General features: G+C 60.5%; 19 protein-coding genes. 16 read left to right on the forward strand and 3 right to left on the reverse strand.

Going from position 1 to position 24,504, the window contains the following annotated elements:
• Position 1: 1 nt before the first annotated feature.
• The 5 genes from ACHWUQ_RS08155 to ACHWUQ_RS08175 are packed head-to-tail and all read left to right on the forward strand — an operon-like array spanning position 2 to position 6,286.
• Positions 2-976: a glycosyltransferase gene (locus ACHWUQ_RS08155; protein WP_394680840.1), complete on the forward strand. Its 975-nt coding sequence runs from the start codon at positions 2-4 to the stop codon at positions 974-976.
• On the forward strand, positions 973-3,084 hold the full coding sequence (locus ACHWUQ_RS08160) for a DUF6311 domain-containing protein (protein ID WP_394680841.1): 2,112 nt from the start codon (positions 973-975) through the stop codon (positions 3,082-3,084). Before ACHWUQ_RS08155 ends, ACHWUQ_RS08160 begins: the two co-directional genes overlap by 4 nt.
• On the forward strand, positions 3,084-4,133 hold the full coding sequence (gene gmd, locus ACHWUQ_RS08165; RefSeq protein ID WP_394680842.1) for a GDP-mannose 4,6-dehydratase: 1,050 nt from the start codon (positions 3,084-3,086) through the stop codon (positions 4,131-4,133). The genes ACHWUQ_RS08160 and gmd overlap by 1 nt, the downstream gene beginning before the upstream one ends.
• The gene (locus tag ACHWUQ_RS08170) at positions 4,133-5,080 is read left to right on the forward strand and encodes an NAD-dependent epimerase/dehydratase family protein (RefSeq protein WP_394680843.1); all 948 of its coding nucleotides are present in this window, start codon (positions 4,133-4,135) and stop codon (positions 5,078-5,080) included. The genes gmd and ACHWUQ_RS08170 overlap by 1 nt, the downstream gene beginning before the upstream one ends.
• A 9-nt stretch (positions 5,081-5,089) precedes the next feature.
• Positions 5,090-6,286: a glycosyltransferase family 4 protein gene (locus ACHWUQ_RS08175; RefSeq protein WP_394680844.1), complete on the forward strand. Its 1,197-nt coding sequence runs from the start codon at positions 5,090-5,092 to the stop codon at positions 6,284-6,286.
• Between the two features lie 33 nt (positions 6,287-6,319).
• Here the strand turns inward: ACHWUQ_RS08175 and zigA are convergent, their stop codons facing one another.
• On the reverse strand, positions 6,320-7,561 hold the full coding sequence (gene zigA, locus ACHWUQ_RS08180) for a zinc metallochaperone GTPase ZigA (RefSeq protein ID WP_394680845.1): 1,242 nt from the start codon (positions 7,559-7,561) through the stop codon (positions 6,320-6,322).
• Between the two features lie 175 nt (positions 7,562-7,736).
• Between zigA and ACHWUQ_RS08185 the strand changes: the two genes are divergently transcribed.
• The 11 genes from ACHWUQ_RS08185 (at position 7,737) to ACHWUQ_RS08235 (ending at position 21,313) form a co-directional block, all read left to right on the forward strand.
• A complete protein-coding gene (locus ACHWUQ_RS08185; RefSeq protein WP_369460276.1) occupies positions 7,737-7,991 on the forward strand; it encodes a hypothetical protein in 255 nt (84 codons plus the stop codon).
• A gap of 27 nt (positions 7,992-8,018) precedes the next feature.
• Entirely contained in the window at positions 8,019-8,447 is a 429-nt protein-coding gene (locus tag ACHWUQ_RS08190) for a Fur family transcriptional regulator (protein ID WP_312414796.1), read from the forward strand.
• Between the two features lie 328 nt (positions 8,448-8,775).
• Complete coding sequence (locus ACHWUQ_RS08195) at positions 8,776-9,507, forward strand: metal ABC transporter ATP-binding protein (RefSeq protein ID WP_394680846.1); 732 nt, start codon at positions 8,776-8,778, stop codon at positions 9,505-9,507.
• Complete coding sequence (locus ACHWUQ_RS08200; RefSeq protein ID WP_394680847.1) at positions 9,507-10,397, forward strand: metal ABC transporter permease; 891 nt, start codon at positions 9,507-9,509, stop codon at positions 10,395-10,397. Before ACHWUQ_RS08195 ends, ACHWUQ_RS08200 begins: the two co-directional genes overlap by 1 nt.
• Positions 10,394-11,392, forward strand: coding sequence for a metal ABC transporter substrate-binding protein (locus ACHWUQ_RS08205; protein ID WP_394680848.1), 999 nt, complete (start codon positions 10,394-10,396; stop codon positions 11,390-11,392). The genes ACHWUQ_RS08200 and ACHWUQ_RS08205 overlap by 4 nt, the downstream gene beginning before the upstream one ends.
• 734 nt (positions 11,393-12,126) lie before the next feature.
• Positions 12,127-12,564 (forward strand): type IV pilin protein, encoded by a 438-nt coding sequence (locus ACHWUQ_RS08210; protein ID WP_394680849.1) that lies wholly within the window; start codon positions 12,127-12,129, stop codon positions 12,562-12,564.
• Positions 12,531-13,064: a GspH/FimT family pseudopilin gene (locus ACHWUQ_RS08215; protein WP_394680850.1), complete on the forward strand. Its 534-nt coding sequence runs from the start codon at positions 12,531-12,533 to the stop codon at positions 13,062-13,064. Before ACHWUQ_RS08210 ends, ACHWUQ_RS08215 begins: the two co-directional genes overlap by 34 nt.
• 14 nt (positions 13,065-13,078) lie before the next feature.
• Entirely contained in the window at positions 13,079-13,588 is a 510-nt protein-coding gene (locus ACHWUQ_RS08220) for a hypothetical protein (RefSeq protein ID WP_394680851.1), read from the forward strand.
• 139 nt (positions 13,589-13,727) lie between these two features.
• A complete protein-coding gene (locus tag ACHWUQ_RS08225; protein ID WP_394680852.1) occupies positions 13,728-14,765 on the forward strand; it encodes a PilW family protein in 1,038 nt (345 codons plus the stop codon).
• Entirely contained in the window at positions 14,762-15,346 is a 585-nt protein-coding gene (locus ACHWUQ_RS08230; protein ID WP_394680853.1) for a hypothetical protein, read from the forward strand. Before ACHWUQ_RS08225 ends, ACHWUQ_RS08230 begins: the two co-directional genes overlap by 4 nt.
• A gap of 81 nt (positions 15,347-15,427) precedes the next feature.
• Positions 15,428-21,313 carry a pilus assembly protein gene (locus ACHWUQ_RS08235; RefSeq protein ID WP_394680854.1) on the forward strand — a complete coding sequence of 1,962 codons (5,886 nt, stop codon included), beginning with the start codon at positions 15,428-15,430 and terminating at the stop codon, positions 21,311-21,313.
• Positions 21,314-21,438: 125 nt separating this feature from the next.
• Here the strand turns inward: ACHWUQ_RS08235 and ACHWUQ_RS08240 are convergent, their stop codons facing one another.
• Both ACHWUQ_RS08240 and ACHWUQ_RS08245 read right to left on the reverse strand, forming a co-directional pair.
• On the reverse strand, positions 21,439-23,364 hold the full coding sequence (locus tag ACHWUQ_RS08240) for an ATP-binding protein (RefSeq protein ID WP_394680855.1): 1,926 nt from the start codon (positions 23,362-23,364) through the stop codon (positions 21,439-21,441).
• An 86-nt stretch (positions 23,365-23,450) separates the two neighbouring features.
• Complete coding sequence (locus ACHWUQ_RS08245) at positions 23,451-24,161, reverse strand: response regulator transcription factor (protein ID WP_239809955.1); 711 nt, start codon at positions 24,159-24,161, stop codon at positions 23,451-23,453.
• Positions 24,162-24,504: the final 343 nt, after the last annotated feature.

Raw genomic sequence — 24,504 nt, forward strand, 5'->3', positions numbered from 1 at the left:
AATGAAGCGCGAAAAACTTGCGCTTTACGGCGTGGTGCTTATTATTATAGGCCTTGTCATGTATGCGGGTGGGGTGCTGCTCGCCATTCCTCGGCGATTGATATTTCCGGATAATGTCGGGCTTCATTTGTTCAATGAAAGTCTGGTGTGGTATTCTGGCTTTCCCATACTCCTGGGTCTCGTGTTGATCTTGGTGGATTTATTTGTACTTTATCCTAAAAAGCGGGTAAATGATTATATTAAAAATGATCCAATCAATAATCATAAGGTGACCGTCGTATTGACGGCCTACAATGATGAATTGAGCATCGGGGAAGCTGTCAAAGATTTTTTGTCACATCCACTGACTGCTAGAGTCATTGTTATTAGTAACAATAGCAAAGATAATACGCTTGGAGCGGCTATCGATGCAGGTGCTATTGCCTACAATGAAACATTGCAGGGGTATGGTGCGTGCGTCTATCGCGCCTTGAGCGAAGGCGCAAAATTTCAAGATACAGAGTTGGTCGTGCTGTGCGAGGGTGATATGACTTTCCGCGCATACGACATAGATAAGTTGCTCGCATATATGCCCCACGCAGACATCGTTGTGGGAACCCGGACTGTTGAGCAGCTGAGAGCAAAAGATACCCAGTTGAGTACCTTTATGTTCTACGGAAACCTGTTTGTCGGCAAACTTCTGGAAATCAAGCACCTTGGAAAAGCGACGTTGACCGATGTGGGTACGACTTATAAACTGTGTCGGACCACTGCGCTTGCTGAGCTGTTGCCTAAGCTTGATCCAAAGGTAAATCTTGAATTCAATCCATACTTCATTGATAACGCTTTAACAGATGATTTGCGATTGATTGAAGTGCCGATAACTTTCCATAAACGCATCGGAGAGAGCAAAGGCGGTAATATCGATAATCTGGTAGCTTTGAAGCTAGGTTTGAAGATGATCAAGGGTATAGTGTTCGGCTGGAAGGTGAAATGATAAAAAATTTATTTCGCCAGCATGGAGGGTGGCTGACCGGGCTCATTTTAGGTCTGGTCGCCTTTTTATTGGTTATCCCTGTTAATATTGTTGATCCTGCCAATATTGGTTGGCTAGGCATTCATGAGGACACACGTACTTATTTTTTAGGTTGGGATTTCTTTAGAAGATCACCTTGGCAGTATCCAATCAGTGCCAATCCCTATTATGGAATGGATATTGCGGGTAGTATTTTCATGACGGATACTATTCCGTTGCTTGCCATTCCTTTAAAGGCGTTCGATGCAGTTCTACCAACCATATTCCAATACCATGGAATATGGCTGCTGGGATGTTTTTTGCTGCAGGGGGTACTGGGCTGGAGATTGGCATCACTTGTTACCAATGTCTTTTGGATCCGAGGCTGTGTGACGGTGCTGTTTCTATTTCAGCTGCCATTCTTAAGCCGGGCATTGGGCCATCTTCCGTTGATGGCACATTTTCTTATTTTGGCTGCTTTGCTTATATGTATTCGTAAGCATGAGCGATTCCAAGCATTCTGGTTGATCATCATTGCTTGTGCAGCTTGTATCAATGCCTATATTTTGTTGATGCTGCTAGCATTGTGGTTCTCCGACCTGTTGCGCAGAGGATTTCAGAACAGTACCCCACGTAAAAAGCTTTTTCTCGAGTCCATCTTTGTCTTGGGTACCGCCGTATTTTTCTGCTGGCAGGTGGGATATTTTAGCGTTGGTGGGGGCGTCAGTGCGGCAGGAAACCCTTACGGCTTATATCGATTCAATCTGATATCACCTATTGACCCCAATGGCTGGTCGCGCCTCATCAAAGACTTTCCAGGCGGTCCAGGTGATGGTGAAGGCTTTGCGTACCTTGGTCTTGGATATATTTTTCTGATATTGGCTGCAGGTTTTTCTGTCGCTTTTGGTGGCTTGAAATGGCGTGAACTGCCGGGAAATCGATTTTTAGTAGCTGTTCTTCTGCTTCTAACCATTTATGCCATAACCAATAATATTGGCTTTTCTTCCTATTCCTTTGTAATTCCGCTACCGGAATTTTTGTCGAAATTCACCTCTGTGTTTCGTGCTGCAGGGCGGCTGGTGTGGCCTGCCTTGTATTTCTTATTGTTTGTCGTGTGTTTCGTCGTTGGTGCTCGTTACAGCAGGAAATCTGGCATCGCCATTTTTTCGATTGCGGCATTACTCCAGATTTTTGATACCAGCGCCGGCTGGCTGCCTGTGAAAGCGCAAGTGGCTAGTGCGCAGTCTAGCGGTTGGAATTTAGGATTGAAGGATTCCTTTTGGGAAACTGCTGGGCGCCGCTATCAAGCTGTCCGGCGTTTGCCTGCTGGTAACGTTACACCGGAGTGGTCGGTTTTTGGCGCCTATGCCAATTCTTATCATATGAAAACAGATTCAATATATCTGGCTCGTGTTAATTATGATAGGTTGAATGAACTCAATAATTCAAATCTTGAAATGATTGATAGTGGAAGCTATCACAAGGATACTTTGTATATTGTTTCTAACCAAATTCTTCCTCGGGTCTTGAAAAGTATTAAACCTAATGAGGATTTCATAGGTGCAGTGGATGATTATGTTGTCATTGCCCCTGGTTGGAAGCGAGACGGACTTCCTGTGACCCATGAAATCAGTGCTGATAGTTTTGTAAAGCCTGTAGTGCGCGGAGCAGAATATCAGATGACTAGTTTGAAATCCGAAGGAATAAGAACTTTGTTCGACGGCTGGGACCGAGAGATTGGGGAAGGCGGCGTATGGTCGAGCGGGGGACGGTCGCTGCTGGAGTTTCCTCTAGGTTCTGCAGATTTCAATGCCATTGAAATCACAGGAACACCGTTAGTCTCGGCTGTTCGTCCAGTATTGCAATTTCAACTAAGCGTCAATGGTGCTGCTGCTCGAGATATTGCGCTAGATGGCCATAGTCCTGCATTTACGCTGCAGCTTACGCCGTTTGAAAAAGCCGCAATCGCTCGTGATAGGTTAGTAGGAATTACGTTTTCTTATAAAGACCCTACTAGTCCTAAAGCCATCGGTATCAATGGAGACGAGCGTATTATTTCATTCGCGGTTAAGCAAGTGAGGTTTGAATAATGTCTAACGGGAACCAAAAAAAAGCCATTATCACAGGAATCACAGGTCAAGACGGAGCTTATCTGGCTGAATTGCTTTTGAATAAGGGATATACCGTTTATGCGACCTTCCGCCGCACCAGCTCGGTCAATTTCTGGCGCATTGAAGAGCTGGGTATCCAGAACCATCCGAACCTGCATCTCGTCGAGTACGACTTGACGGATCTGTCGTCCAGCATCCGCCTGCTGCAGACCACAGAAGCCACCGAGGTGTACAACCTGGCGGCACAGAGCTTTGTCGGTGTGTCGTTCGAGCAACCAGTGACCACGGCAGAAATCACCGGTCTGGGGGCCGTGAACCTGCTGGAAGCGATTCGCATTGTCAATCCCAAGGTGCGCTTCTACCAAGCGAGCACCTCTGAGATGTTTGGCAAGGTGCAAGCGGTGCCGCAGAAGGAAGACACGCCCTTCTACCCGCGCAGCCCCTATGGCGTCGCCAAGCTGTATGCACACTGGATGACGGTGAACTACCGCGAGAGCTACGGGATCTTTGGCGCCAGCGGCATTCTGTTCAACCACGAAAGCCCATTGCGCGGTCGCGAGTTCGTCACGCGCAAGATCACCGACAGCGTTGCCAAGATCAAGTTGGGCAAGCAGGGTGTGATGGAGCTGGGCAATATTGATGTCCGGCGCGATTGGGGTTTTGCCAAGGAATATGTGGAAGGCATGTGGCGCATGCTGCAGGCCGATGAGCCCGACACCTTTGTGTTGGCCACCAACCGCACCGAGACCGTGCGCGACTTTGTGCGCATGGCCTTCAAGGGCGCTGGCATGGATGTGGATTTCGAAGGCAAGGCAGAGGATGAGACCGCCATTGACACTGCCACCGGCAAGACGGTGATGCGCGTCAATCCCAAGTTCTACCGGCCAGCTGAGGTGGAACTGCTGATTGGCGACCCCGCCAAGGCCAAGTCCAAGCTGGGCTGGGAGCCGCATACCTCCCTGGAGCAGCTCTGCCAGATGATGGTCGAGGCCGATTTGCGCCGCAACCAAGCCGGGTTCTCGTTCTGATGAACATCGCTGCCAATGCCGTGGGCGCAGCTGCGCAAAAACGGGTGCTGCTGACAGGTGCGCAAGGTTTTACCGGTCAGCATCTGGTGCCCTTGCTGCGCGCTGCTGGCTGGGATGTCTGGTCGCTGGATCAGTCCGTCCCCAATGACGCTGGGCTGGTTCCAGCAGCGCAGTGCTTGCAGGCGGATTTACTGGATGAAGCAGCGCTGCAAAGCGCCATTCACCAGATCATGCCGCAGGCAGTGGTGCATTTGGCGGCAATTGCTTTTGTAGGCCACGGCTCGGCGGATGATTTCTACCGCGTCAATGTGGTGGGGACGCGCCACCTGCTGCAGGCCCTGAGTACCTTGCCCGTCAAGCCGCAGTGCGTGTTGCTGGCCAGCAGTGCCAATATCTATGGCAACAGCCATGAAGGCGCCTTGCCTGAGAGCACTACCGCCAACCCTGCCAATGACTACGCCGTGAGCAAGCTCGCGATGGAATACATGGCGCGGCTGTGGCTGCCACAGCTGCCGGTGGTGCTGGTGCGGCCGTTCAACTACACGGGCCTCGGCCAGTCGCCGCAGTTTCTGATCCCCAAGATCGTGGACCATGCGCTGCGCAAGGCCGACGTGATCGAGCTGGGCAACCTGGATGTGGACCGCGATTTTTCTGATGTGCGCGATGTGGCCGCTGCCTATGTTCGGTTGCTGGATAGCGCGGCGCAGGGCACGGCAGTGGGCGGGGTGTTCAATGTCGGCTCGGGCCGCACCTGGTCGCTGCGCGATGTGTTGGCGCAGGTGCAGCAGATCAGCGGTCACACCATGGAGGTACGGGTGAATCCGGCCTTTGTACGTGCCAACGAGGTGCGCATCCTGCGCGCCGACACCACAGCGCTGGAGCAGGCCATCGGTGAGTGGCGCAGCTACCAACTGGAAGACACCCTGCGCTGGATGCTGCAGGCTTGAAGGATCGTTATGGGTTTAGACATCATCTTGGGCGCTGATGCGCTCCATGCGCCGTTGACCGGCATTGGGCGCTACAGCTATGAGCTGGCCAGCCAGCTGCGCCAGCACCCTGATGTAGACCGTTTGCGCTACTTCTCACATGGCCATTGGGTGGCAGATCCGTTGGCGGCGCTCGGTGGACAGAGTCCAAGTCCCACCGTCCCGGCGCCTGGTGTGCAAACCACCCCCAACACTGCGCCCACCTTGTTCACGCGTCTGCGTAGCACCTTATCGGCCAACCGCGCAGCAGTGCGGGTGTACCAATCGCTGATGCCTGCCATTTCGCGTTGGCGAGTACGCGGGGAAGGGCAGGCCATTTTTCACTCGCCCAATTACCTGGTTCCGCCTTTCCCGGGCCGCACGGTCAATACCGTGCATGACCTCTCGCATGTGTTCTACCCCGAGTTTCACCCGCAGGCGCGGGTGGAATTCATGAACATGGCCTTTGGCAGCAGCCTCAAGCACACCGAGCATGTGATCACCGATACGGAAACGGTGCGCCAGGAATTCATCCAGCACTTTGGCTGGTCGGCGGACAAGGTCACAGCCATTGGCCTGGGCATGGATGCCGCCTACCATCCGCGCAGCGATGCCGAACTGGCCCCTGTGCTGGCCAAGCATGGCCTGCAGCCGCGCAGCTACGCGCTGTATGTGGGCACCATCGAGCCACGCAAGAATATCGGCCGCTTGCTGCAGGCCTACGCGCAGCTGGACCCAGCCTTGCGCAAGGCTTGCCCGCTGGTGCTGGCAGGCGGCAAGGGCTGGAAATCCGAAGACATACACCGCCGCATGGAGCAGGCGGCCAACGAGGGCTGGCTGCACTACCTGTCCTATGTCGACCAGGCCGACCTGCCCATGCTCTATGCGGGCGCGCGCCTGTTCGCCTACCCTTCGCTCTATGAAGGCTTTGGCCTGCCGATCGTGGAGGCCATGGCCAGCGGCACGCCGGTGCTGACCTCGGACGCCTCCTGTATGCCCGAGGTGGCGGGCGGCGCAGCGGCGCTGGTCAACCCGCTGGACGTGGACGACATTCTGCGCGGTCTGCAACGCCATCTTGGAGACGAGGCATGGCTGCGCGATGCCAGTGCCAAGGGCTTGGAGCGGGCGGCCAACTACTCCTGGCAGCGCTGCGCAGCGGAGACCCTGGCGGTTTACAAGGCGCTGTAAGGCTGCATGGGTCTTCGCGCTTGTGGGTGCCTGTTAGATCTTGCTGTCGGGCCAATCCACAAACGAATGCCGCCACCCCGTCCACACCGCGGGCCCCTGCGCCATCTCTGCATCACTCAGCAGGCAGCTGTCCAGCTGCGCGCGCAGCGCCCGCTCGTCCATGTCCATGCCGATCAATACCAGCTCCTGGCGGGCATCGCCTACGCGGTCGTCCCAGGCTTGGCGTATCAAGGCCAGCGCCTCTGCGTCCTGCGGCCAGCGCTCTTCGGGCACGGCGGCCCACCAGTAGCCGGCGGCGCTGTGGCGCGCCACCGCACCGGCTTGTGACCACTGGCCGGCCAACGTCGGGTGGCTGGCCAGCCAGAAAAAGCCTTTGGAGCGCACCACCCCCGGCCATTCCTGGTTGATCAGCGCAAAAAAGCGCTGAGGGTGGAAGGGGCGGCGGGCGCGGTAGACAAAGCTGCCAATGCCATAGGCCTCCGTCTCGGACTGGTGGCTGCCGCGCAGCTCCTGCAGCCAGCCGGGGGCCTGGGACGCCTGCTCAAAATCGAACAGGCCCGTTTGCAGCACCTTGTGCAGCGGCACCTGGCCAAACACGGCCAGTTCAATGCGGGCGCGGCGGTTCAGGCCCCGCAAGATGCCCATCAGCTGCGCGCGCTCTGCGTCAGACACCAGGTCGGCCTTGTTGAGCACGATCACATCGCAGAACTCGATCTGCTCGACCAGCAGGTCGACCACGGTGCGCTGGTCCTCCTCCCCCAGCGATTGGCCGCGTGCCCGCAGATGGTCGCGCGAGCTGTAGTCGCGCAGAAAGTTGAAGGCATCGACCACGGCGACCATGGTGTCCAACTGCGCCACATCGCCCAGGCTGCGGCCGTCCTCGCCGGCAAAGGTAAAGGTCTCGGCGACGGGTAGGGGCTCGGAGATGCCGGTGGATTCGATCACCAGCTGATCAAAGCGGCCTTCGCTGGCCAGGCGGCTGACTTCCAGCAGCAGGTCCTCGCGCAGGGTGCAGCAGATGCAGCCATTGCTCATCTCCACCAGCTTCTCGTCGGTGCGCGACAGCTCAGCCCCGCCCTGGCGCACCAGGGCGGCATCGATATTGACCTCGGACATGTCATTGACGATGACCGCCACGCGCCGGCCTTCGCGGTTGTTCAGGATGTGATTGAGGAGGGTGGTTTTACCGGCACCCAGGAATCCCGAGAGCACGGTGACGGGGAGTTTGGCTGGGCGTGTCGTTGCCAGTGGGTAGGAGAGGGTGGTGGAAGTCATCGTGGAATGCGGGGTTGGCGCTGGCTCGGGCGGCTGGCTGCATGCCCAGGTCAGCGCTGGGTGGTACCTGTGTTGACGATTCGATATGTTATAACATAACACATCCAAGCTGATTTTTCTCAAGCGTTCACTGGGAACCGGGGTTGGCAGCTGTTGAGATGTGGAAAGGACAGCGATGATTCCCCGAACCTACGCGCAGTGGCGACACTGCATCACCGTCGAATGCGGCATCCCCTTGAGCGCCGACTTCATCGCGCAGCGGCTGGCGGTCTGGCGCAATGCGGAGTTGGAGGAGACGCAGCGCTTCAGGCGCCTGTACGGCGATGCGCATTGGCAGGCGGTGCAGCGCTGGTTGCTGCAAGCCGCCCAAGAGCAGGAGCGCGCAGCTGCGGAGCCCCCGCTGGCAGCGTCCGCACAGCAGAGCGGCTAAACTCGGGCCTCTGCCTTTGTTGTCACCATGTCCACAGCCGCCAAAACGCCCCCGCCCGAGTTGACCAAGCACCAAGCGCTGGTGCTGCAAGCGCTAGCGCGTGAGGCCAATCCAGCCAGTGCCTATGCCTTGCTGGACCAGCTGCGTGACGAGGGCCTGCGTGCGCCCCAGCAGGTCTACCGCGCACTGGACAAGCTGATCGAATACGGCCTGGTGCACCGGGTGGAAAGCCTCAACTCTTTTGTGGTCTGCGCACATACCCATGCCGAAGGCCATGACCATGGCCTCGTGGTGTTCGCCATCTGCGATAGCTGCGGCCAGGTCGATGAGTTCCTGGAGCCTGCGGTGGAGCGGCGCCTCAAGACCTGGTCCAAGGCCAACGGCTTCCGGCCCAGCAGCACCCATGTCGAGATGCATGGCACCTGCAGCCGCTGCGCTGCTGCGCCCGCTGCCTAGCGCGCCGGATCGCTGTTTCTCTCCCGTTCCTGTACCGCGTTTCTTCCCGCACCGCTTGGCCGCCGTGGTCAGGCAGAGCCGCGCTTTTTCGTCAGTCTCGTGTTTTGATGTTATAACATCACATTTTTGAAATGTGCCAGGTGTTTAGCCGGTGCCGCCCAGCGTAATCTGGGTGCGCGGCACCTGCGAATGGGCGAGCTATGGGATCAATACACACAACCAGGCGCCGCAGCGCCTTGCAGGCCTCGGCGCTGGCGCGTTGCCTGCTGGCACTGGGCCTGAGCGCGCTGCTATGGGGCGTGGTGGCATGGGCGGTACAACAGCCGTGATGCAGTCCGTTCCCCCTTTGCCAGTGCCGGGCTGCAGCGTGGACTTTGAACTCTCCAACCTGGGCCTAGGCTATGGCGGCAGGCTGGCACTGCGCGGTGTCAGCGGGCAGTTTGCGGCCGGATCGATGACGGCCATCGTCGGCCCCAACGGGGGCGGTAAATCGACCCTGCTCAAGGGCTTGCTGGGGCAGCTTGCGCCGATGCAAGGGTCGCTGCGCTGCCGCTATTCGCGTGCGGCACTGGGCTATCTGGCGCAGGCCTGCGAGGTGGAGCGTGACTTCCCCATCAGCGTGGAAGACTTCGTCAGCCTGGGCCTGTGGGCGCAAACCGGCGCGCTGGGGGTAGTCAGTGATGCGCAGCGTGCGCAGATCGGTGCAGCGCTGGCAACGGTAGGTCTGCAGGGCTGGCAGCCGCGCTGGATTGCCGAGCTCTCGGGCGGGCAGTTTCAGCGCATGCGCTTTGCCCGGCTCTGGGTACAGAACCCGCCGGTGATCTTGCTGGACGAGCCATTTACCGGCGTTGATGAGCCCTCCGTCGATGTGCTGCTGCAGCTGTTGCAGCAGTGGCATGCGCGGGGCAGAACGGTGCTGGCGGTGCTGCATGACCGCGAGATGGTGCAGCGGTATTTCCCGCAGGCATTGGCACTGGCGGGGACGCAGCTGGCCTGGGGCGACACCGGCGATGTGTTGCCGGGCCTGGCAGCGCGCGCTGCCGCCAGGAGGCGGGCATGATGGCCGAGCTGTTGTGGCAGCCCTTTGTGGACTATGCCTTCATGCGCCGCGCGCTGGCCGGCTGCCTGGCCTTGAGTGCAGGCGCTGCGCCCTTGGGCACCATCTTGCTGCTGCGCCGCATGAGCCTGGTGGGCGACGCGATGTCACATGCCATCTTGCCGGGCGCGGCCCTGGGCTATTTGCTGTTTGGCCTGTCCTTGCCGGCGATGACGATTGGCGGCCTGGCCGCGGGCCTGGTCGTGGCCATGCTCTCAGGTGTGGTGACCCGTTACACCGCCTTGCGCGAGGACGCAAGCTTTGCCGGCTTCTACCTGATCTCGCTGGCGCTGGGCGTGTTGCTGGTCTCGCTGCGCGGCTCCAATGTGGATCTGCTGCATGTGCTGTTCGGCTCGGTGCTGGCGCTGGACGATCCCACCCTGTACCTGACCGCCACCATCGCCACCCTGTCGATGCTGGGCCTGGCGCTGATGTACCGGCCCTTGCTGATGGAATGCCTGGACCCCGGCTTTTTGCGCCTGCAGGGACGCATGGGTAGCATCAGCCATGCGCTGTTCATGCTCTTGCTCGTGCTCAACCTGGTGGGGGGCTTCCATTCGCTGGGTACCTTGATGGCGGTGGCCCTGGTGGTGCTGCCCGCCGCCAGTGCGCGGTTCTGGCTGCGCGGTGTGGGCCTGCAGATGGCGCTGTCCACCGGTATCGCGATGGCTGGCAGCGTGCTGGGCCTGCTGCTGTCCTACCACGCGGGCATTGCGGCATCGGCCGCCATCACCTTGAGCCTTGGTGGCCTGTACCTGTTGTCCTTGTGCCTGGGCCGGCTGGGCAGCGTGCGCGCGCAGCGCCAAAGGCCGGGCAACGATTTTGTGTCTGAACCAATGGGAGTATCCGAATGAGCAACTTTTACCTGAACCGCCGCGCGATGCTGGGGCTGGCGCTGACCAGCGCCCTGCCGGCCAGCGCCGTCTGGGCTGCGGGCCAGCCGCTGCCCGTCGTGGCCAGCTTTTCCATCTTGCAGGATCTGACGCGTCAGGTGGGCGGTGACTTGGTGACCGTCTCTGCGCTCGTCGGCCCTGATGGCGATGCCCATGTGTTTGAGCCCACACCGCAGCAGGCGCGCCAGCTGCAGCAGGCCAAAGTGCTGGTGGCCAATGGCCTGGATTTTGAAGGCTGGTTGCCGCGCCTCAAAAAGGCCGCAGGCTTCCAAGGCCAGGAGATCATCGCATCGCAGGGCATTGCGGTACGTGCCTTGCCCAAGGGCCAAGGACACGATCACAAACAGGACCACGGGCATGACCATGGCGCTGACAAGGCGGGGCATGACCACGATCACGCCCATGGGCACGGCCACCACCATGGCCCCAACGACCCCCATGCCTGGCAGGACGTGAAAAACACCATCGTCTATGTGCGCAATATCGCCAAAGGCCTGGCCACGGCAGACCCGGCCAACGCAGCCCGCTACGACCAGCAGGCCACCCAGTACATTGCCCGCCTGACTGCGCTGGATGCCAGCCTGCGCCAGCGCTTTGCCGCCGTGCCCGCAGCGCGGCGCACCGTCGTCAGCACCCACGATGCCTTTGGCTACTTTGCCCAGGCCTATGGCTTGCGCTTTGTGCCGGTGCGCGGCCTGTCGACCGAATCCGAGCCCTCGGCCCGCGACATGGCGGCGCTGGTCAAGCAGGTGCGCGAAGAGCGCATCGGCGCCATTTTCCTGGAGAACATCTCCGACCCGCGCCTGCTCGAGCAGCTGTCGCGCGAGACGGGTGCTGTCATCGGTGGCCGCCTCTACTCCGATGCGCTGTCGCCTGCAGGTGGCCCGGCTGCCACCTATGTGGACATGGTCGAGACCAACGCTGCCACCTTGCTCAAGGCCTTGCAAGCGGGCTGACCAACGCTGGTTGTAGAGCACGCTGCCTGCCCCTGCGCCAACGCAGGCAGCGTGGATGCTGCACCCCGCTTCTCAGCGGCTGCGCCAAAGCCGACCGGCTGCGTTACCTGCTCGCTTTGCACCGGCGGTCCTTTGCACTGCCGCTGTGGTCGGGGGCTGTCCTCGTGGTCTTCCACCGCAGCGCATCTGTAAGCTTGATCTTTCTCAAGATGCACATTTGCAACGGCATTTTGGATTTTGTGAGCAGATACATGAAATTGAATGTATCAACATTGCGGCGCGACGCCACGCAAAGCCGGGCTACGGGCTGGGCGCGGCCCCCTCCCGCGGTTAACGCCAGCGTCTGATGATTTGTTGCCTGCGCTGCTATCAAAACTTCCTTGCTTGCAGATGTCGGTGTGGCCAAGCGCCGAGTCGCTGCCCCCGCGACTTTGCGCTGATCTTCAGGGTAGTTATTGAATATTGGTATATCTATTGACGTAAGTTATTGGTAAGAAACTACCGGGCATCCCCTATGATGCGACCTTGTTAGAAATAATATGAATTTCTAAATATCAATAAATTCTATTGATGATTGGGTCGGTGGCTGCTTATCTCCATGCCTCAATGCGATCTCTTCATCCAATGGACTAGAGGATCGCAGCGCCACGCGCAAGCGGGTGAGGGAGGTTGTCATCATGGTGTTTCAAGCAGCAGGCCAATGGCTGCCGGCTCAACCTGCAAGCCGCCGTGCCGTGCGTCTGGCAATCGCGCCCGCGCGGCGCGGCTTCACGCTGATCGAGGTCATGATTGTGGTCGCCATTGTGGCGATTCTGTCGGCGATTGCCCTGCCCAGTTACAGCGAGTACATCAAGCGTGGCCAGATTACGGATGGGCTGACGCCACTGGCCGATTTGGGCGCCAAGCTGGAGCAGCATTTTCAGGACAAGCGCAAATATGACGGTGCCTGTGTGGATGGCTCTATCGCGCCAGAGCCTGCCGCCACCGCACGCTTTAGATACGACTGCGACCTGGCTGCCACCACCTTCACCATTTCGGCTATAGGGCTGGGTAGCATGTCCGGCTTTGTGTTCACCTTGGATGAAAAAGGCCAGCGCCGTACCACTGACACCCCTTCGGGCTGGACCAAAGGCACCGATTGCTGGTCGACCAACAAGGCAGGGCGCTGCTGATGCATACAAAACGCACCCTTCGCGGTTTTACCTTGGTCGAGCTGATGGTCGGGCTGGCCATCACGGTCTTTTTGCTGCTGCTGGTTATTCCGTCGGCTAGCGTCTACATCGTCGATTCCAGAATCCGCGCGGCCGCACAGGCCTACTACGATGGTGCCCAGTTGGCGCGAGCCGAGGCGCTGCGCCGCAACGCCTATGTGGCCCTTGGCATGACGGACAGCAACCTGGGATGGAAGGTCACCGTTGGTGACACGCAAATCGCCAGCAAGGCAGTGGAAAGCGCAGCGAACCTGACCGTCCAGGCAGAACAGGAAACCGTCACCTTTGACAGCGTGGGCCGAACCCCCACGGGTAACGCTGTGACCTTCAAGCCCACCAATGCGACATGTCTGGCAGACAGCGGTACCCAGCGCTGCCTGCGCGTGGTTATCTCGCAGGGTGGCCAGGTGCGCATGTGCGACCCGGCGATCGGTGAAGAGGGGGACAACCGCAAATGCTGAGTCCATCCCATCGCATGCCTGCCCCGGCGCGCACATCCAGACCGGGCCAGCGCGGCATGATGCTGATCGAATCGTTGGTCGCCATCATGATCATCGTGCTTGGCATCCTGGGCATTGCCGGCCTGACGGCCCGCTCCGTGACCTGGTCAGGCCAGGCACAGTACCGCACCGAGGCAGGGATATTTGCCGCGCAGATTGTGCAGGCCATCTCGCTCAAGGTGGATCGCAGTTCGCCTGAGACCTTGGCCGCATCGTTGCAGGCATTGCAGCACCAGCCCAGCGGCAGTGCACAGCAATGCAGCTTCAGCGGCAGTGCAACCAGCAATAGCGAGCTGGCCCAGCTGCTGTCGGCCGCCCGCGGCGCGGAAGCAAACGTGCATGGTCTGCCCGGCGCTACGCAGGCGGGTCAGCAGATACTCGTCAACACCACGGGCGACCTCAATCAGGTCACCGTGGCGCTGTGCTGGCAGGCCCCGCATGACGAGGCCCTGCGCAGCTACCAGATTCAGGCCTATGTGCACTAGGCACGCCTACATGGACATGGCGCATAGGCCATGCTTCAAGCAGATTCGGCTTGCAGGCGGGCGCACTCCGCAGCGCCCGCCACAAGCAGGTTTTTCTATCGTCGAAATCCTGGTGGGTCTGGCCATAGGCTTAGCCAGCATGCTCGCCATCTACCAGCTGTATGGCGTGTCGGAGAGTCAGCGCCGCACCGTCTCGTCTGCCAGCGATGCCCAAAGCGCTGGCGCATTGGCACTGTTTAGCATCGAGCGCGATATCCGCTCAGCAGGCCTGGGCTTTGCGACCATGGAGCCTCGGCATTTTGGCTGCGATGTGCAGGGGCATGCCAATGGCCGCGCTTTCACGTTCCCGCTGGTGCCCGTGCGCATCACCGCCACCGGCGGTACACAGCTGTGGGTGCTCACCGGCTCGTCAGCGAACATGGTGACAGGATCGCGCTACGAAGCCAGTGCCAACGGCGTCTTCAGCATGGAGAAATCCAATGCCGGCTTGCATGCCGGCGATGTGGCCGTGGGTACCTCAGACACCAATACCCAAGAGTGCCTGCTGATGGAAATCACCGCTGGCGCCCGCTCCACGGTGGCATCGGATTCGGGCAGCGTCCCCTATCCCGACAAGCGCGTGAGCCAGGGTGCCGGAAGCTATAGCAACTTCTATACCGGAACGAGCGCAACCCCTCGTTTTAACGGCGGCAGCCGCCGCAACATGCTCGATGGCGGCACCACCAGCCTGGGCGAAGGGGCGCTCTACAACCTGGGCCCTGAGCCGCAGTTGCACGTCTGGAGCCTGCAGGGCAATGAGCTGGTTTATTACAACCAATTGAACGAGACCAGCGAGAGCAGTGTTGCCGTCGCACACGATGTGCTCAGCTTTCAGGCGGAGTATGGCTATGACCTGGACGGGGACGGCCAGATTGACAGTGCGCAGGAATGGACAGCCACCTTCAGCGACGGCTGGACTTGGGACAAAGTGCTTGCCGTGCGCATAGCCATCTTGGTGCGCAGCTCGCAGTTTGAGCGTGAAGAGGTTACCGCAGAGCCACCGCGCTGGGCCAATGGCAGCAAGCAGTTCTGGACCAACGACGATGCGCCTGGCGCGAGCTGGAAGCACTACCGCTACCGCGTCTACGAAAGCGTGATCCCGCTGCGCAACACCCTGTGGGGGCAACTAGCACCATGACGATCCGATACCGCCAACCATTTCCCGCCACGCGTCCACACAGCGCACGCGGCGTCGTGCTGCTGGTCGCACTGGTCGTGCTTTTGGTAATGACGCTCACCAGCCTGGCGCTGGTGCGTACCACCACGACGGGCTCTTCCATCGCGGGCAGCCTGGCACTCAAACAAACAGCCACTACCGGTGCCGACCTGGGCCTGGAGCATGGGCTGGCACAACTCGATCAGCTGTCGCAAAACGGCGCGGCGCTGGACGGTGACAACGCCGGCGCAGGCTACTTTGCCAGCTTCGATCCCAGGGTCGCGGCCAAGGAGCTGCTATGGGATGCCAGTGGCAAACAAGCCACCGCCGATGACGGCTTGGGCAATGAAGTGCGCTACATGATTCATCGCCTGTGCAGCGCAGCGGGCCCACTGAATGCCGCAGGCCAATCGTGCGTGGCACCCGAAGGCACGGGCTGCCCCGGCCCATCCGACAGCCCTGGCAGCGTAGTGCCCTGCAATGACCGGCCCATGTACCGCATCAGCGCGCGTGCAGTGGGCCCGCGCGCCACCGTGAGCTATGTGCAGATGACCGTGTATTGATGACGGCAGCGCGCAGGCGCGCCCCCTGGCATGCCCCTTACTCCCGGGCAGCAGCCAACGACGAGAACCAAGGAGAGGGAAATGCTTCAAAAATTCAAACCCCCGCTGCGGTGGCCCCGGGCCGCAAGCCTGTGGGCCATGCTCGCTGCAGCCACCATAGTGGCTGGCTTGTTTGCCAGTAACGCCGCCGCCGACTCCACATCCAGCGATGCGGTCGATATTGCCGATATCCCGCTGGGCATTCTGGGCGACCAGACCAAGCCCAATGTGATGCTGCTGCTCGACACCTCGGATTCGATGAAATGGAGCCACATGCCCGATGGCTGGGAGCGGCGTGAAACCAAGTACTTCCCGGTGGGCTACAAAAGCGCGCTGTGCAACGCGCTTTACTACAACCCCGATACCAGCTACCCGCTGCCCAAGCAGGCCGATGGCACCACCGACATGCCCGTGCCCACTTTCTCCGCAGCTTGGAAGGACGGCTACGACCAGTCGCAGGGCGTCGTCAATCTCGCCACCTCATTTCAGGCATACGACGCTAATACGCGCAGCCGTGACCTCTACGTCGATCCACCGCAGCGTGCCTATCACTTCGTTTGGACGCCTCGCGACAGCCGCTTCCCCACCGTGCCCAGCTGGGAACGCGAAGAAACCTGTACCTGGCCCGCAGAGCCCAAACTGTTTGACGATGACGGCAGCGTGCAAGTCAGCGACTTGGTCAACATGTTTGTCAGCGGGGTGCCCAATGGTCGTGTGACGGGGCGCTGGTCGCGCGTGAGGATCACGGCGGCACAAGAGCGCAACTTTGCCATCTGGTACAGCTACTACCGCACGCGCATCAACATGGCCAAGTCCTCCGTCAGCCTGGCCTTTGGCACGCTGAACGACAACTTCCGCATCGGCTTCATGACGGTGGCCAAGCCCGGCTCGGGCGCGCACAGCCACTTCCTGCCGGTGAAGGATTTCTGGGGCACTGACAAGCAGACCTGGTTCCAGACCATCCAGAGCGCCAAAACGGGCGGCACCTCGCCCACGCGCGAGGCCCTGGCCCGCGTGGGCCGCTACTACGCCGGCAAAAGCGACAGCATCAACGACACGATGCTGCCCTTTGTCGACCCCGTCATCTCCGCCTGCCAGCGCCACTACACCATCGTCACCACCGACGGCTACTGGAACACTGGGCAAGAGACCAAGGGCAGAGGCCCGGTGCAGATCGATGGTGTAACCCTGGTCGGTCAGCAAGATGGGCCGCCTTTGGGGCTGACGCCGCCAGAGGGCTTGATTCCGCGTCCTATTTACGATGGTTCGGTCAGTGGTTACCGGTTGGAGCATGATGCACAAGTCAATTACGGGCTGGACGAGTGCACCCTCGGCTGGAGAGTGACCGTGCCCGGTGGCGGCACTAAGACTGAGACGACCTATAAGAAGATCATCAAAAAGGATGTAATGCGGCGCAGCTGGTATACCGCAGATCTACATTGGTGGCAGCGAACAAACACGCAGACGATGCGCATCTCGCACAAGGCGCGATCCTCTGACGGTGGTGAGTTTTCAAATAGCGAAAGACAGTACTGGCATAGCCAGGGCACGCACACACAGACCAAACATCTGTACCAGCAGCTTGTAACCTGGAATTACATCAATAAAACTAAATACCGCTACAAGCGGGTTACCACATGGAATACGGAGACCCAGACCCCCTGGGCACGGGCGGTGGCAAGCCAAACGCGGGAAAAGCGCTACTTTTACTGGTACCGTAACCCAGCGGTGGGTGAGGTGGAACTCAAGACCACTGACAAAGCAGTGTGCGAAGCCTTTGCCAGCGGCTGCCAAGTCGAACCGCCGGGAGGCGACAGTTGGAAGGTGGTGGAAGCCTGCTCTCCAGGAGCTGCTGGCGATTACAAGGTGGAATGCGACGGTCCCACCGAGCGTGATGTGAGCGCCTCAACGTATTGCAGCCGCAATGGCCAATTTGTACCAGGCGTTGGCACTATCACCTGCCAAGGTGTGGCTGTGCCGCCGTACAGTGGACCGGTGCTGGCCTGCAACAGTCTGCATCCCCAGCTAGCGGCCGACATTGTTGCCTCTGGCGGCAGCACGTCAATGGTGGAGTTCAGCAACTGTGATCGCAGCCATCGCGAAGAGAGCTATGTGCCTCAAGATCAGTGCGTCAATGCAGCTGCCACGCAGGACAATGGGTTTCGCAGCACCATCTGCACTCGTGAAGCTGCTAACGGTGCCGATGGCGAGACCGACAACAGTTGCCAGATCACCAGTGCGCCGGTATGGGATCCTGACAGCAGTACTTACACGGAGTGCCGACAGCGGAGCGGTTCGGAAATGGTAGCAATGTGCGAGCCCGGTAATCTGCCCGATCAGCCAGGCCGACTGAACGCAGCTTGCGAAAGCAGAGGTCGTCCTGCCAGCAGCTCGACGGTGGCCCCCAGCGCCTGTGCAGCAGGCATCGAGGGAGAATACGCAGTGGAATGCACCAATGTCCAGAGCAGCTGGAGCGGACCCATATCGCCAGAAAAAAGAATCTGCCGCACAAATTTTGGGCTCGACTTTGATTTGAGTTGCGAAGTGCGGTATACCCCGTGGCGTGAAGTGCAATCGTGTACGTCTGCGGTACCTACACCTCTGAACGGCTGGGTAGGCACCGAATGCAGTAACGCGCCCGTAAGGCCGCCTGGGCCTGGAATCTGCAAACCCGCACCCGGCAAAGAAGGTATTCAGCCACCAGCGCCTACACCCGCAAATCCCGCCGCTTGTGCGCCTCAAGAAGCCACACCAGAAAACGGTTGCATTTATAGCACTTGTGAGAGGAGAGAAACTTACGAGGATGTAGCTTCATGCTCTCCGCAGAGCGCCAGTGCTCCTAACTGGATCGCGAGCAGTTGCCAACCGAGACAGCAGCGCCAGCGACCAAGGCCCGATTGCCAAGGACCAGTAGAGGAATACAAGGCAGTCGGGAACTGTCAGCCGCGAAGCATCGATGCATCCATAGGCTATGGAACCTGCGCTGCCATCGTTGCGAATGAACCAGGAGCAGGACGGCCGGTTGCAGAAAACAGTTGGCAAACCACCACCTGTGAGAGCATCGACGAAAGCACACCGGAAGGGGTGATCTATCTGCAATCAAAGGCGGAGTTTGCGGCATGCGTGGCGGGCACTACGGACGGCGTGGAAACCCAGTGCGTTCAGGATGGACCCCACACCATCGATGTACCCCAAGGCGAGCTGTGCGTGCCCGGCTACAACCCAACCACCCACAAAGTGACCGACTGCAGTGGGGTAGGGGTTGGCTCTACAACCATTGAGCCGACCAAGCCCGACCACTGCCCTCCAGAGACCTGCGAAGAGGCCAAAGGTAGCAAGAAGGTCTTCAACGGCGATTACCGGACCAACCGTATAACGCTGACAGGCACGGCAGAAACTGGTCGTATCTTGGTCAGGCCGCCAGGGGAAGTGCCGTTCAATGGCGACCTGGAATCGCCTGCGATCTGCTACCCGCATGAACCTGCGCCGCAACTGCCGCCCGCCGGAAGGCCCCAGCCCGGCACAGCCCCCTGGGCCGCGCTGCCAGCAACGCACACCCGCTGCGGCAGCCTGCCTTGCAATGAGGACCACCTGAACCCGGCCACCGGCGGCAGCAGCAACTCGCTGGCCGATGTGGCGCAGTACTACTACGCCACCGATCTGCGCCCCGGCGGCGAGAGCGATACGCCACGCGGCTGGCCCAACCAGGTGCGGCCGGTGGGCACAGGGGCGGAGGACGACAAGGCCACCTGGCAGCACATGAGCACCTATGTGATCGGCATGGGGGTATCGGGCACGTTGAAGTACCACAAGGACTACAAGACTGGCGCGGGCGACTTTGCCGATCTGCGCAGCGGCCTCAAAACCTGGCCCATCTGGCCGCGTGAAGGGGCCAATGAGGAGAGCCCGGAATCCATTGATGACTTCTGGCACACGGCCGTCAATGGCCGGGGCCTGTATTTCAGCGCCAATGATCCATCAGCCATCCAGTCCGGCCTGGCAGAGGTGTTTGCCGATATCCGCGCGGCGCTGGGCTCTGGCGGCAGCGTGGGCGTGACCTCGCCGATCACCGAAGCGGGCAACAACTTTGCCTATGCCGCCACCTACCGCACCGGCCGCTGGTCGGGCGATCTGCAGGCTTTCGAGATTGGCCTGAGCTCCGGCAAACGCACGCAAATCGAAGGCTGGTCGGCCAAGGATGCGCTGGACAGGCGCGACCTGGCCACCGACAACCGCCGCATTCTGTTCATGAACGGGGGCAGGCTGGCCGAATTTACCTACGCCAACCTGGGCAGCCTGCGCAGCCATTTCGAAGCGTCCGCCATCAGCACCCGCCTGGCCCAGTACGCGCAGATGAACGATGCGCAAAAGGAGGCCGCCCAAGGCGCCAATCTGGTGAACTACCTGCGCGGTGACCGCAGCCTGGAAGACTTTGCGCTGGGCGATGTGCGCAAGCTTTACCGCCCGCGTGAAAGCCGCCTGGGCGACATCATTAGCTCGCAACCGCTGTACGTGGGCAAGCCCACGCGCCGCTACCGCGATGCCGGCTATGCCGCCTACCGCCTGAGCCAGCAAAACCGCAGGCCCATGGTGTATGTGGGCGGCAATGACGGCATGCTGCATGCCTTCCATGCCGAAACCGATCTGCGCAAGACAGAAACCATTGGCGGCCGAACGGTACCCGTGGCCGCGCGCGAAGCCTGGGCCTTTGTGCCCACCGCCGTGATGCCCGAGATGGCGCGCCTGGCCAGTGTGGACTACGACAGTGCCCACCGCTACTTTGTCGATGGCTCGCCCGTCGTGGCCGATATCCACGACGGCAGCGCCTGGAAGACCATCCTTGTCGGCGGCTTCAACAAGGGGGGCAAAGGCTACTACGCGCTCGACATCACCAACCCGCTGCAACCCCAGCCGCTGTGGGAAGCCAGCCTGCCCGAGATGGGCCTGAGCTTTGGCCGGCCTATGGTCTCCAAACACCCCAATGGCACCTGGGCGGTGTTCCTCACCTCGGGCTACAACAATGCCGACGGCAAGAACCATGTGTTTGTGCTCAATGCCAGCACCGGCGCGACCATCGCGCAAATGACCACCCCCAGCGGCACCGGCCTGCGTGAGATCAACAACTACTTGCGCGACCCTGCCGGCGACAACACCACCCGTTTGCTCTACGGCGGCGATCTCGACGGCAATGTCTGGCGTTTCCAGTGGGATGTGGCCGCGAGCCGGTTCCAGGTGCAGCGCGTGGTACAGCTGGCCGAGGATACCAAGCCCCAACCCATCACCACCCGCATAGAGCTGGTGCAAGGCGGCACACAACTGCCGCGCATTCTGGTCGCCACTGGCCGCTTGTTCGGGTCTGGTGATATGACGGATAAAAGCAAGCAGTCCATCTACGGCTTTGATGACAAGCCGGAAGGCTATGCCATCAGCGCAGCCTCATTCCGGGCGGATCTCAAAGAATCCATATTGGAAGAATACAGGGATACCGAGGGCAAACTTGTGCGCAGACTGCGCTGCGCAAGCCGCGACCATGCCGTCTGCAATGACCGCCGCAAAGGCTGGTATGTCGATCTGCCCATCGATCGGGAACGGGTGAACGTCAATATGCTGTTGGCCGGCACCACCTTGGTAGTAGCCAGCAATGTGCCATCCGACGAGCCTTGCCTGGCCGGTGGCTATGGCTGGCTCAACTACCTCAACTTTGAGACGGGGTTGGCGGTGAATGGCAACCCGGAAGGCGGCCCCGCTGGCGAGCAGGTACCCGATACGATGATCGTCGGCAATGCACTGACGGCTAACCGGGATGGCACCGTGACCAGCCACATCCAGACCGGTGTCGTAGGAACGCCGATTGATATCGTCATCCCCGTGGCGACCCCCAAGCCACAGGGCAAACGCATCAGCTGGCGCGAGGCGGTGACCAACTAAGCACTGAGCCGCTCACACGCAAAGTCAAAGGCCACCACAGCTATTGATCTGTGGTGGCCTTTTTTACCGTGCAGCGTACGGTGGGCGCTGTGGCTGGTCAGGCGTTCGGGGATGGGGCCCAGCACTCACCGGGGCTCCGCCCCTGGCGCCGCCGCCGGCAAACCGGTGCCCAGCTGCAGTACCGCCGTCACCATTGTCCCGGCAGGGCTCGATTGCACGCTGAAGCTGGCGCCCAGGCGCTGGGCGCGGGCGGCCATGCTGCGCATGCCCACCGATTGCCCGGCGCGCTGCACCGCCTGCACATCAAAGCCCACGCCATCGTCCTCGACCCGCACCAGCAGCTGGTTGGGCTTGGGCTGTGAATACTCCACCCGCACCTTGCTGGCATGGCTGTGCTTGATGACGTTGGACAGCGCCTCTTCCACCAGCCGGGTCAGCAGCAGGCACTGCAGCGCATTGGGGCGCTTGCCTTCTTCGACCGTGCCCTGCCACTGCGCGGCAATGCTCCAGTGCGTTTGCACGCCAATCTCATCGAGGATGCGGGTGATGCGGTGGCGCAGCGGTGCGGCCCATTGCACGGGCGTATCGGGGACCGATGCGCCGGCGCTGGAGCCATAGTCGATCAGCTGGTTGAGGTCATCGCGCATGCCTTTGAGCAGGGACAGCACGCGTGCCGTGCTGATGGTGTCGGGCGACTGCTCCACCAAGGCCATGCTGCGCACCAGGGCACCGCCCAGGCCGTCGTGCAGGTCATGGGCCAGGGCCATGCGCTCTTGCAGCTTGGCGTTCTCCAACGCCTGCAGATGCTCGCGCTGCAGGGCCTGGGCCAGCTCGCTGCGGGCCGATTCCACGCCCACCTTCAGCTCGCGGTTGAAGCGCCGCACCTCGTGCATCTGCCGTACCAGCTGGCCACCCAGCAGCAGCATCAGCAGGCCGATCACCAGCACGCCGCTGAGCGCCGCCCAGTCGCGCGCCACCTGCCAGCGGTCCAATACCGAATAGAGGTTGTTCAGCGCCACCAAGGTCAGCAGCAGCCAGATGCAGGCGAGCAGGATATGCGCCAGATTGCGCGGCCGTTTGCGCGGAAACCAGGCATGGACCTGGAACTGCAGCCCATTGACCAGAAACACCGCCGTCGCGCCCTGCCACACCAGGCTGAAGCCCTGGCGTGCGTGCTCGGGCTGTACCAGGCAGGTAATGGCAGCGCCGATGAAGGCCAGCAGCCACAAAAAGCGCTCCACCCAGGGCAGCTTCTGCCCGCCAAAGCGGAATGTGAAAATGCACACGCTCAGCACATAGCCGAGCAACGCAATAAGGCTGAAGCGGCTGCGGGTCAGCGAATCGGGCCAGGGCCACTGGGTGCCCGCCAGGTAGGTGCTCAGGTACAGCATCCAGCACAGGGCCATCAGCGCAAACCAGCCATAGGTGCGGGCCTTGCGCTGCAGCAGCCAGATGCTGAAAAACAGCACACCCGCCATCGCACAGAGCACGGCATTGACAAAGTAGACCGTGCGCTGGCGCCATTGCTTGCCCGCTTGTACATCGGCTACATCCTGCGGCGTGCCCAGGCGCAGCTGGCCCAGACCGGGGCTCAGCGCCCGGTGGCCGACCGCGTAAACATAGATGGTATTGGTGCCTGGCTGCAGCGTCGATTCCGGCAGCAGCCACCAGCGCGGAACATTCCAGCTGCGCGACAGCGGCTCGACCAGCGAGGCATCGCTCCACAGCAGGTCATGGTTCACATAGACCGCTCCCGCCACGCTGATGCCATCGATGCCCAGCGCAACCGCCGTCGGTGCCACCGCAGACTCGGCATCGAGCACCTGTGGTGGGCCATCACAGGCGCGTTCCCAGGCAATGCGGTACCAGACGGCGCCATCGTGCGTGGGCCAGCGGCTGGTCCACAGATCGGGCAGCGTGACCGGCTCCCAGCCATCGGCCGGGGCGGGCAGGGCGGGGTTGAGCGTGCTGGCGCGGGCGGCATCGGTCTGCAGAATCCGCACGCTGCAGCTGGCCACGTTGCTGGTGCCCGATGGCGGGTGTTGGGCCATGGCCGGCCCTGCCCACAGCCAAAACCACAGTGCGAGCAGATACGCCCCGGCTTGCAGCAGCCGGGGAAGGGGGGTCCAGCGCCGGCTCACTCAATCATTCCCCGGGCACGCGCTTCGCGCACGGCCATCATGCGCGACGAGACCGCGAGCTTGCGGTAAATGCGCTTGACATGGCTCTCCACGGTGTGGCGCGACAGATGCACTTCGTTGGCGATTTCCCGGTTGCTCATGCCATCGGCGACCAGGCGCAAAATCTCGGCCTCACGGGGTGTCAGGCCCACGTCCAGCTCGCCACTGTGGGCTGCGGGGGTGGCGCTGCCGGCCGGCTTGGGCGCACGCATGGGCAGCAGCTGCAAGATGCGCCGCGCGATGAAAGGGTCTATCGGTGCACCACCGCGCAGTACGCTGCGGATGGACAGCATCACCTCAAAATCATCGCGCTGCTTGAGCACATAGCCGGTGGCCCCGGCGCGCAGCGCGCTCAGGATCAGCTCTTCGGAGCTCCAGGCCGACACCACCAGAATGCCCAGGCCCGGGTCTTCGGCCCGCAGCTCTTCGATCAGCGACTGGCCATTGCCATCAGGCAGGCGCAGATCCACCAAGGCCAGGCCCACCGGCTCTTCGGCCACCACGGCACGGGCTTCGGCCAAGGTGCCGGTAAAAATCAGCGCATCGTCCTCATAGCCCAGCTGCCTGAGCACCTGGCGCAAGCGTTGCTGCAAAAGCGGCTCGTCCTCCACGACCAACACCGGGACCGGCAAAAGGGCATCTTCAACAAGCAACGAGGGTTCAAGCATGGGCAACCAGACAAACGCGGGGGTGGACCCCCGCGATGGTATGCGAGTGGACAAAAAATGCCATCCCTGAAACTGGGGAATTTGTCGGGAATGGTGTTGTAACGGCGCTGCGTTGTTTTGGCGTCTATCTCGCGGTGGTAGCCCGGAGACCGATAAAGGCCTGTGTTCCATAAATGGGGGCTGCGCCCTCTGAGGAAATGCGGGCGTGGCATCCCAACATGCCCCAAAAATACCCGCGGGTTATGGGTGTAAGAAATAAATAAGTTAAGAAACCATAAGTAACTATAGTGCTTTTTAAAAACAGTGATAGTTGAAAACAAAGGTTTCAAGCGAGAATCTCGCC

The organism is uncultured Comamonas sp. (genome assembly GCF_964277875.1).
Classification (GTDB): Bacteria; Pseudomonadota; Gammaproteobacteria; order Burkholderiales; family Burkholderiaceae_C; genus Comamonas; species Comamonas sediminis.

What these genes read in the sequence shown, in the direction of transcription:
- ACHWUQ_RS08245 (WP_239809955.1), bottom strand. Translation starts at nt 24,161, where the DNA reads ATGCTTGAACCCTCGTTGCTTGTTGAAGATGCCCTTTTGCCGGTCCCG.
- ACHWUQ_RS08225 (WP_394680852.1), top strand. Translation starts at nt 13,728, where the DNA reads ATGCTCGCCATCTACCAGCTGTATGGCGTGTCGGAGAGTCAGCGCCGC.
- ACHWUQ_RS08190 (WP_312414796.1), top strand. Translation starts at nt 8,019, where the DNA reads ATGTCCACAGCCGCCAAAACGCCCCCGCCCGAGTTGACCAAGCACCAA.
- ACHWUQ_RS08175 (WP_394680844.1), top strand. Translation starts at nt 5,090, where the DNA reads ATGGGTTTAGACATCATCTTGGGCGCTGATGCGCTCCATGCGCCGTTG.
- ACHWUQ_RS08195 (WP_394680846.1), top strand. Translation starts at nt 8,776, where the DNA reads ATGCAGTCCGTTCCCCCTTTGCCAGTGCCGGGCTGCAGCGTGGACTTT.
- ACHWUQ_RS08205 (WP_394680848.1), top strand. Translation starts at nt 10,394, where the DNA reads ATGAGCAACTTTTACCTGAACCGCCGCGCGATGCTGGGGCTGGCGCTG.
- ACHWUQ_RS08200 (WP_394680847.1), top strand. Translation starts at nt 9,507, where the DNA reads ATGGCCGAGCTGTTGTGGCAGCCCTTTGTGGACTATGCCTTCATGCGC.
- gmd (WP_394680842.1), top strand. Translation starts at nt 3,084, where the DNA reads ATGTCTAACGGGAACCAAAAAAAAGCCATTATCACAGGAATCACAGGT.
- ACHWUQ_RS08230 (WP_394680853.1), top strand. Translation starts at nt 14,762, where the DNA reads ATGACGATCCGATACCGCCAACCATTTCCCGCCACGCGTCCACACAGC.
- ACHWUQ_RS08185 (WP_369460276.1), top strand. Translation starts at nt 7,737, where the DNA reads ATGATTCCCCGAACCTACGCGCAGTGGCGACACTGCATCACCGTCGAA.
- zigA (WP_394680845.1), bottom strand. Translation starts at nt 7,561, where the DNA reads ATGACTTCCACCACCCTCTCCTACCCACTGGCAACGACACGCCCAGCC.
- ACHWUQ_RS08160 (WP_394680841.1), top strand. Translation starts at nt 973, where the DNA reads ATGATAAAAAATTTATTTCGCCAGCATGGAGGGTGGCTGACCGGGCTC.
- ACHWUQ_RS08220 (WP_394680851.1), top strand. Translation starts at nt 13,079, where the DNA reads ATGCCTGCCCCGGCGCGCACATCCAGACCGGGCCAGCGCGGCATGATG.
- ACHWUQ_RS08155 (WP_394680840.1), top strand. Translation starts at nt 2, where the DNA reads ATGAAGCGCGAAAAACTTGCGCTTTACGGCGTGGTGCTTATTATTATA.
- ACHWUQ_RS08235 (WP_394680854.1), top strand. Translation starts at nt 15,428, where the DNA reads ATGCTTCAAAAATTCAAACCCCCGCTGCGGTGGCCCCGGGCCGCAAGC.
- ACHWUQ_RS08170 (WP_394680843.1), top strand. Translation starts at nt 4,133, where the DNA reads ATGAACATCGCTGCCAATGCCGTGGGCGCAGCTGCGCAAAAACGGGTG.
- ACHWUQ_RS08240 (WP_394680855.1), bottom strand. Translation starts at nt 23,364, where the DNA reads ATGGCCCAACACCCGCCATCGGGCACCAGCAACGTGGCCAGCTGCAGC.